Origin of the sequence: Kitasatospora sp. NPDC059817 (genome assembly GCF_042731835.1) — a bacterium.
Classification (GTDB): Bacteria; Actinomycetota; Actinomycetes; order Streptomycetales; family Streptomycetaceae; genus Kitasatospora.
In genome coordinates, this window is sequence record NZ_JBHWIR010000332.1 from 1 (window position 1) to 4,718 (window position 4,718).

Here is a 4,718-nt window from a genome sequence, read left to right on the forward strand (position 1 = left end):
GGGCCCCCCCACCTCTCCGCGGGGGGGCCCGCCCGGGGGGGCCCCGGCCGGGGGCCCCGGGCCCCGGGGGTGTTTGGTTGGGTGGGGGGGGCGGGCGCGGGCGGGCGCCGGCCCTGCCCGACACCCGGTCGGCCGTCCGTCCGTCAGGACAGGGTGAGGAATCCTTCGCGGACCAGCGTGCGCACGAGGAGGAGGCAGCCCGGCTGGTCCAGGCCGCCGGGGATCGAGCCGGCGGTGAACCCCTGCCCGTCGCTCTCCGTCACGAACCTGACCTCATCGGCCACGTGGGCCGGCAACTGGATGGTCTTGCTGTGGAACTCGAGCTCGATGACCTCCTCGCCGAGTGCCACGCTCCACCGCAGACCCGGACGACGCCGCACCCGGGTGTCGAGGTCCAGCCGCGGCAGGCTCTCCAGGTCGCCCAGGTGACCGCGGAGCGTCACCGGCGCGAGCGAGGTCGTCTGCTTCACGGCCCTGGCCGTCATCTCCTGGGGCGAGAGCCGGGCGGCGAGCGCATCGATCAGCTCGGCGAAGACGTCCTCGGCCTGCTCCTGGAGGTGCTTGTCGTTGGCGAATCCGAGGGGCATGCTCCTGCGGAACCGCTCGTCCCCCTCGAAGACCTCCCGGACCGCGTCGCTGATCAGCGCGGGTATCAGGACCGGGTGGACACCGAAGGTGAGGTGCATCGACGCGGCGTCGTTGGACGTCGCGGCGTGGATGGTGCCACGGGGCAGGTAGAGGAGGCTGCCCGGCTGGAGGTCGAACTCCTCCTCGACCTCCGGCACCTCGCCGGAGTGGTCGTACCTCTGACCTTCCAACGGCAGCGCGTACGGCGCCCCGTACAGCCGCCAGCGCTTGCTGCCGTACGCCTGCATCACGATTACGTCGTGGCTGTCGTAGTGCGGGTCGAATCCGCGGGCCTGCCCGCCGGGGGTGAGGTACACGTTCACCTGGAACCTGGCGTTGACCTCGGCGCTCAGCATCGAGGTGAAACGCGCCAGCGGCTCCCAGCGGCGTTCGAGGGCGTTCAGGATGACGGTCGAGCCGGACCGGTACCGCTCGTACAGCGCCTCCAGCCGGCTGGCGGTCATGTTGCGGCCGGGGGCACCCAGTTCGGACACCGGGGTTTCCTTGCCCTCGCGGACGACCCGGACGTTCCCGAAGTCCGGGCCGGACTGGCCCAGCACCCGGTCCACGTCGTCGAGCGTCAGGAGATCCGCGAAGCGCTCGGGGTCGTTCCTCGGAATGTGCAGCGGCCTGCGCTCCCAGTACTCGTCGCGGAACGTCGGAAGGGACACCGGGTGGAGAAGGCGGGAGAGGTCGGAGGAAGGCCGTCCATCGGGCTCGGCCCCCACCCGGTCCGTCAGAGAAGTCATCGAGATCTCGTGTCTCCTAACAGAGGTCGGCCGGCCCTGCTGGCGCGGTGACCGGCAGCCATGTCGTCCTTGGCGTTCTTGCCGTCCTTCGGGGAGGGGGCACGCCGGGAGCGCGGCCCCTCCCCGGCCCGTGGGATTTCTCGGACGGGCTCTGCTCAGGCGAGGTCAGTCGGTGTCGTCGACGAAAAAGTCCTTATGACCGGAGTCGTTGTTGTTGTTGTCGTCCGCGGGCCCCCAGCTGATGTCATCGGGCGTGATGGCCGTTTCCACGTCCGGAGCACGCACGACGACGATGTCGGCTGGGTCGAGACTGTGTGTCAAAGGAACTCCCTTCTGAGAACTGGTGGAATCTCCAGCGTGGGATCCGCGGTGATTGTCCGTCTACAGGAGGGCGTGAAGGCCCAGGTGAGTGGCGGACAACCCGAGGCGGCCGCGGACAGCAGAGGGGGAAGAGCGGGATCCGAGGTTGTCCACGCCGATCCCGGCCGGACTCCGGACAATCCTGCGAGCAGGCCGGTTGTCGTCCGCCCGGCTGTGCGCGGCGGAGCATCAGCGCGGTACGGGCGGGTCCGGATGCGGAGCCTCTACAGCGAACCCTGTCGGCACACGGCGCTCGTCCGGGGGAGTCGTCCTCGCCCCGCGCCGGTGATCACTATCGTGCTGGTCCTGCCCGCCGCCTGCGGTGGACGCCTCCCGGCCGGAGATGCCCACCGCGGCGGCGCCGGGCGTCGAACCCGGTCGCCAGAGCGGTTGTGACGATACGTCAGTCTGTCGCCTGGAGTGCCGACACCGGGTAGCGCAGCGACTCGGGGACGGCCGCGTCGACGGCCGCCACGGCCGGGGCGGCGTCGGGGAACAGGTCGGACACGAGGGGGATGAAGCAGGAGTTGCGGCCGAACACCACCCGGCTCTCGCCGTCCACCTCCACGCCCACCACCTCGTCGTACCGGACATGGCAGACCGTGCCGCCGGGCTGGTGCATCCACAGTCCCGACTCATCGACCACCAGACGTATCCGGCGGGCGTTGGAGGAGAACAGCCGGGCGAGCAGCGGCGGCCGGAACATCCGTCCGGCGGCGGGCAGTTGACGGTCGGTGCCGCAGGAGTACTTCGGGAGCGGGGTGCCGTCCGGCTGCCGCACGTCCGGCTCGGTCCAGCACGGGACCACCAGCAGTGCCGTGCGCAGGGCTCCCGCGAGCGCCTCCCGGGCCTGGTCCGGGGTCACCCGGGTCAGGCTGTCGAGCCGGGTGTCGGCGTCCCGGTACTCGCCCGCCGAAGAGCAACTCGACTGCCGCCTCGCGGAGTTCGAAGGGTGTCGACCGCGGGTCCTGGAAGGCCTGGGCCCTTTACTGCCGATCGTTCGCGGGCGTTTACGCCCCGATCGACCGGACAGGACCTGGCGGGCGGCGGCCAGCTCCGTCCAGGAACTCGACCACCTGCTCGGGCCGTCCGGAACAGGTGAACTCGGTCGCGGTCAGCCCCACCGAGGCGTTGTGCTCGTGGTGCAGGCGGGGCAGCGTGCCCATCGCCAGATGCTCCACCAGATGGGTCACCCCCAGCGTGCGGAACGACTCGTCCCGGGCCCGCGCCCGAATACCAGGGCGGCCTTCAGCGGGCCGGGTGCTTCCGCCCACAGAACAACGTGCCGATCGCCTCGAAACGCCGAAGTCAGGAATCCCGAGTTCGTCTCGGGGTGGTGTGCGTGCCGGGTGCGGTCACGGCAGCGTCCGGCCGCACCCGGCCTGTCAGCGCTGTTGGGCGGCGATGACCACGAAGCTCACCACCACGATGACGATTCCGGCGAGGACCCCGACGACGGTGGGGGAGACGCGGTCCCGCAGGCTCCGTGCGGGCCGGATCCGCGTGTCCTGGTGGGTGCTGAGCTCCCACCAGTTGAGGACCCGCTGGACGTCCACGTCGAAGTCGGGCCTCGGGTAGGTGGAGCTGTCCTGGAGGCCGGGCAGTGAGCGCCGCCGGCCGCCCGCGAGGAATATCCGGGCCGCGCGCGAGTTCCCGTACTGGCGGTTCTTGGTCTCGCGGATGTCGACCCACCTGATGTCCTGCCAGGCGTGGGTGCGGCCGCGTCCGAGGCCCCAGCAGATGGTGACCCCGTCGGCCCCCACCCGGCTCCAACTCCGTTGGACCATCAGCGCCAAGGGGGCGACGATCACGATGGTTGCGCCCACCATCCAGCAGGTGGCCACGGCGCCGAGGCGGTAGGCGCCGAACGCCACCTGGATGACCAGTAGGGCACCGAGTAGCGCGAGACGCGTGTACTTCGCGTGTCCGTACAGGTCCTTCCCGCGAAAGATCAATTCGTTCACGGCTCGCACACTACGTCCCGACGCCCCCCACGTGAAGTGGCTTTCGGGGACGGCTGTGCGAAGTGGGCGTCCCGGCGGTCGACGGCAGGGGCCGGGGGCGTCAACAGGACTGGTGGACAGGGGCGGTGAGGGCGAGTGCTACCGTCGGGCCATGATCATGCGGGGGGATGGCGGAGCGGCACGGCAGGTTCTTCGCTGGCACCGGCAGAGCGTGTTGCTGGGTGCCGGCTATCTGATCGCGGCGGGGATCGAGCTCATCGGTGTGGCCCTCTCCGGGAAGCCGTATCTGGTGGTCAGCGTGATCGTCGCGGTCATGCTGCCGATCCTGTGCGGCGGCTATCTGACGGTGCGTAACAGCGGCGCGGCCGCTCGGATGGCCGAGGCGTCGGGTCGGCCCGTGGCGCCGGGTACCGCGTGGGGCGCGATGACCTTCGTGCTCGTGATGCTGGCGCTGTGCGGCTCTGCGACGGTGGTCCGCCAGGTGCGCGACAACGTGGCGATGGACACCCGGGCGACGGCCACCGTCACCAGTTGCAACGAAGTGAGCAGGAACCCGCACTGCGGGGGCCACTGGACGGTCGACGGCCGCACCTACTCGGGGAACCGGCTGGCAGGAATGGTGGCGCTCGGCACGGTGGTCGAGGTCCGGTACGCGCCCGGGGACCCGACCCGGGCGGTGCCCGCCGACGAGTCGGTCACCCCGGTGTCCATCGCGGGCGGCATCGTGGTCGTCTGCTGCCTGATCGGCCTGGTGCCGACGGGGCTGGGCGAATGGCGGGCCGGGCGCGCGATGCTGACCGAGGCCCGTCAGCCGGCCCTGTGAAGCGACCGCACCACGCCCTGCCGGCTGGCGAGCCGCCGGCGGGGCCGGGTCGTCGAAGCGGCCCTCATCTGCGGGGATGAGGCGCACACGCTCACGGCAGCGCGCCCGGGGTGGGGGGGGGGGCGGGCCCCGGGGACCCCCCGCGGACCCCCGGGGGGGCTGGGGGACCGGGAGGGGGGGCGCGGGCGGGGCGCC

At 71.4% G+C, this 4,718-nt stretch carries 6 protein-coding genes; 1 reads left to right on the forward strand and 5 read right to left on the reverse strand.

Annotation, left to right across the window (positions count from 1 at the left end; all coding sequences use genetic code 11):
- Positions 1 to 143: 143 nt before the first annotated feature.
- The 5 genes from ACFV61_RS34615 to ACFV61_RS34635 all read right to left on the reverse strand — a co-directional run bounded on the left by ACFV61_RS34615 (position 144) and on the right by ACFV61_RS34635 (position 3,700).
- A complete protein-coding gene (locus ACFV61_RS34615) occupies positions 144 to 1,376 on the reverse strand; it encodes a cupin domain-containing protein (RefSeq protein ID WP_380496065.1) in 1,233 nt (410 codons plus the stop codon).
- 165 nt (positions 1,377 to 1,541) lie between these two features.
- Complete coding sequence (locus ACFV61_RS34620; protein ID WP_380496067.1) at positions 1,542 to 1,697, reverse strand: hypothetical protein; 156 nt, start codon at positions 1,695 to 1,697, stop codon at positions 1,542 to 1,544.
- A 442-nt stretch (positions 1,698 to 2,139) separates the two neighbouring features.
- Complete coding sequence (locus ACFV61_RS34625) at positions 2,140 to 2,601, reverse strand: hypothetical protein (RefSeq protein WP_380496069.1); 462 nt, start codon at positions 2,599 to 2,601, stop codon at positions 2,140 to 2,142.
- A gap of 145 nt (positions 2,602 to 2,746) precedes the next feature.
- Positions 2,747 to 2,902: a hypothetical protein gene (locus tag ACFV61_RS34630; protein WP_380496070.1), complete on the reverse strand. Its 156-nt coding sequence runs from the start codon at positions 2,900 to 2,902 to the stop codon at positions 2,747 to 2,749.
- A 219-nt stretch (positions 2,903 to 3,121) separates the two neighbouring features.
- Positions 3,122 to 3,700 (reverse strand): hypothetical protein, encoded by a 579-nt coding sequence (locus ACFV61_RS34635; protein WP_380496073.1) that lies wholly within the window; start codon positions 3,698 to 3,700, stop codon positions 3,122 to 3,124.
- A gap of 151 nt (positions 3,701 to 3,851) precedes the next feature.
- Here ACFV61_RS34635 and ACFV61_RS34640 point away from each other — a divergent pair, with 151 nt between their 5' ends.
- Positions 3,852 to 4,523 (forward strand): hypothetical protein, encoded by a 672-nt coding sequence (locus ACFV61_RS34640; RefSeq protein WP_380496075.1) that lies wholly within the window; start codon positions 3,852 to 3,854, stop codon positions 4,521 to 4,523.
- The last annotated feature ends 195 nt before the right edge of the window (positions 4,524 to 4,718 follow it).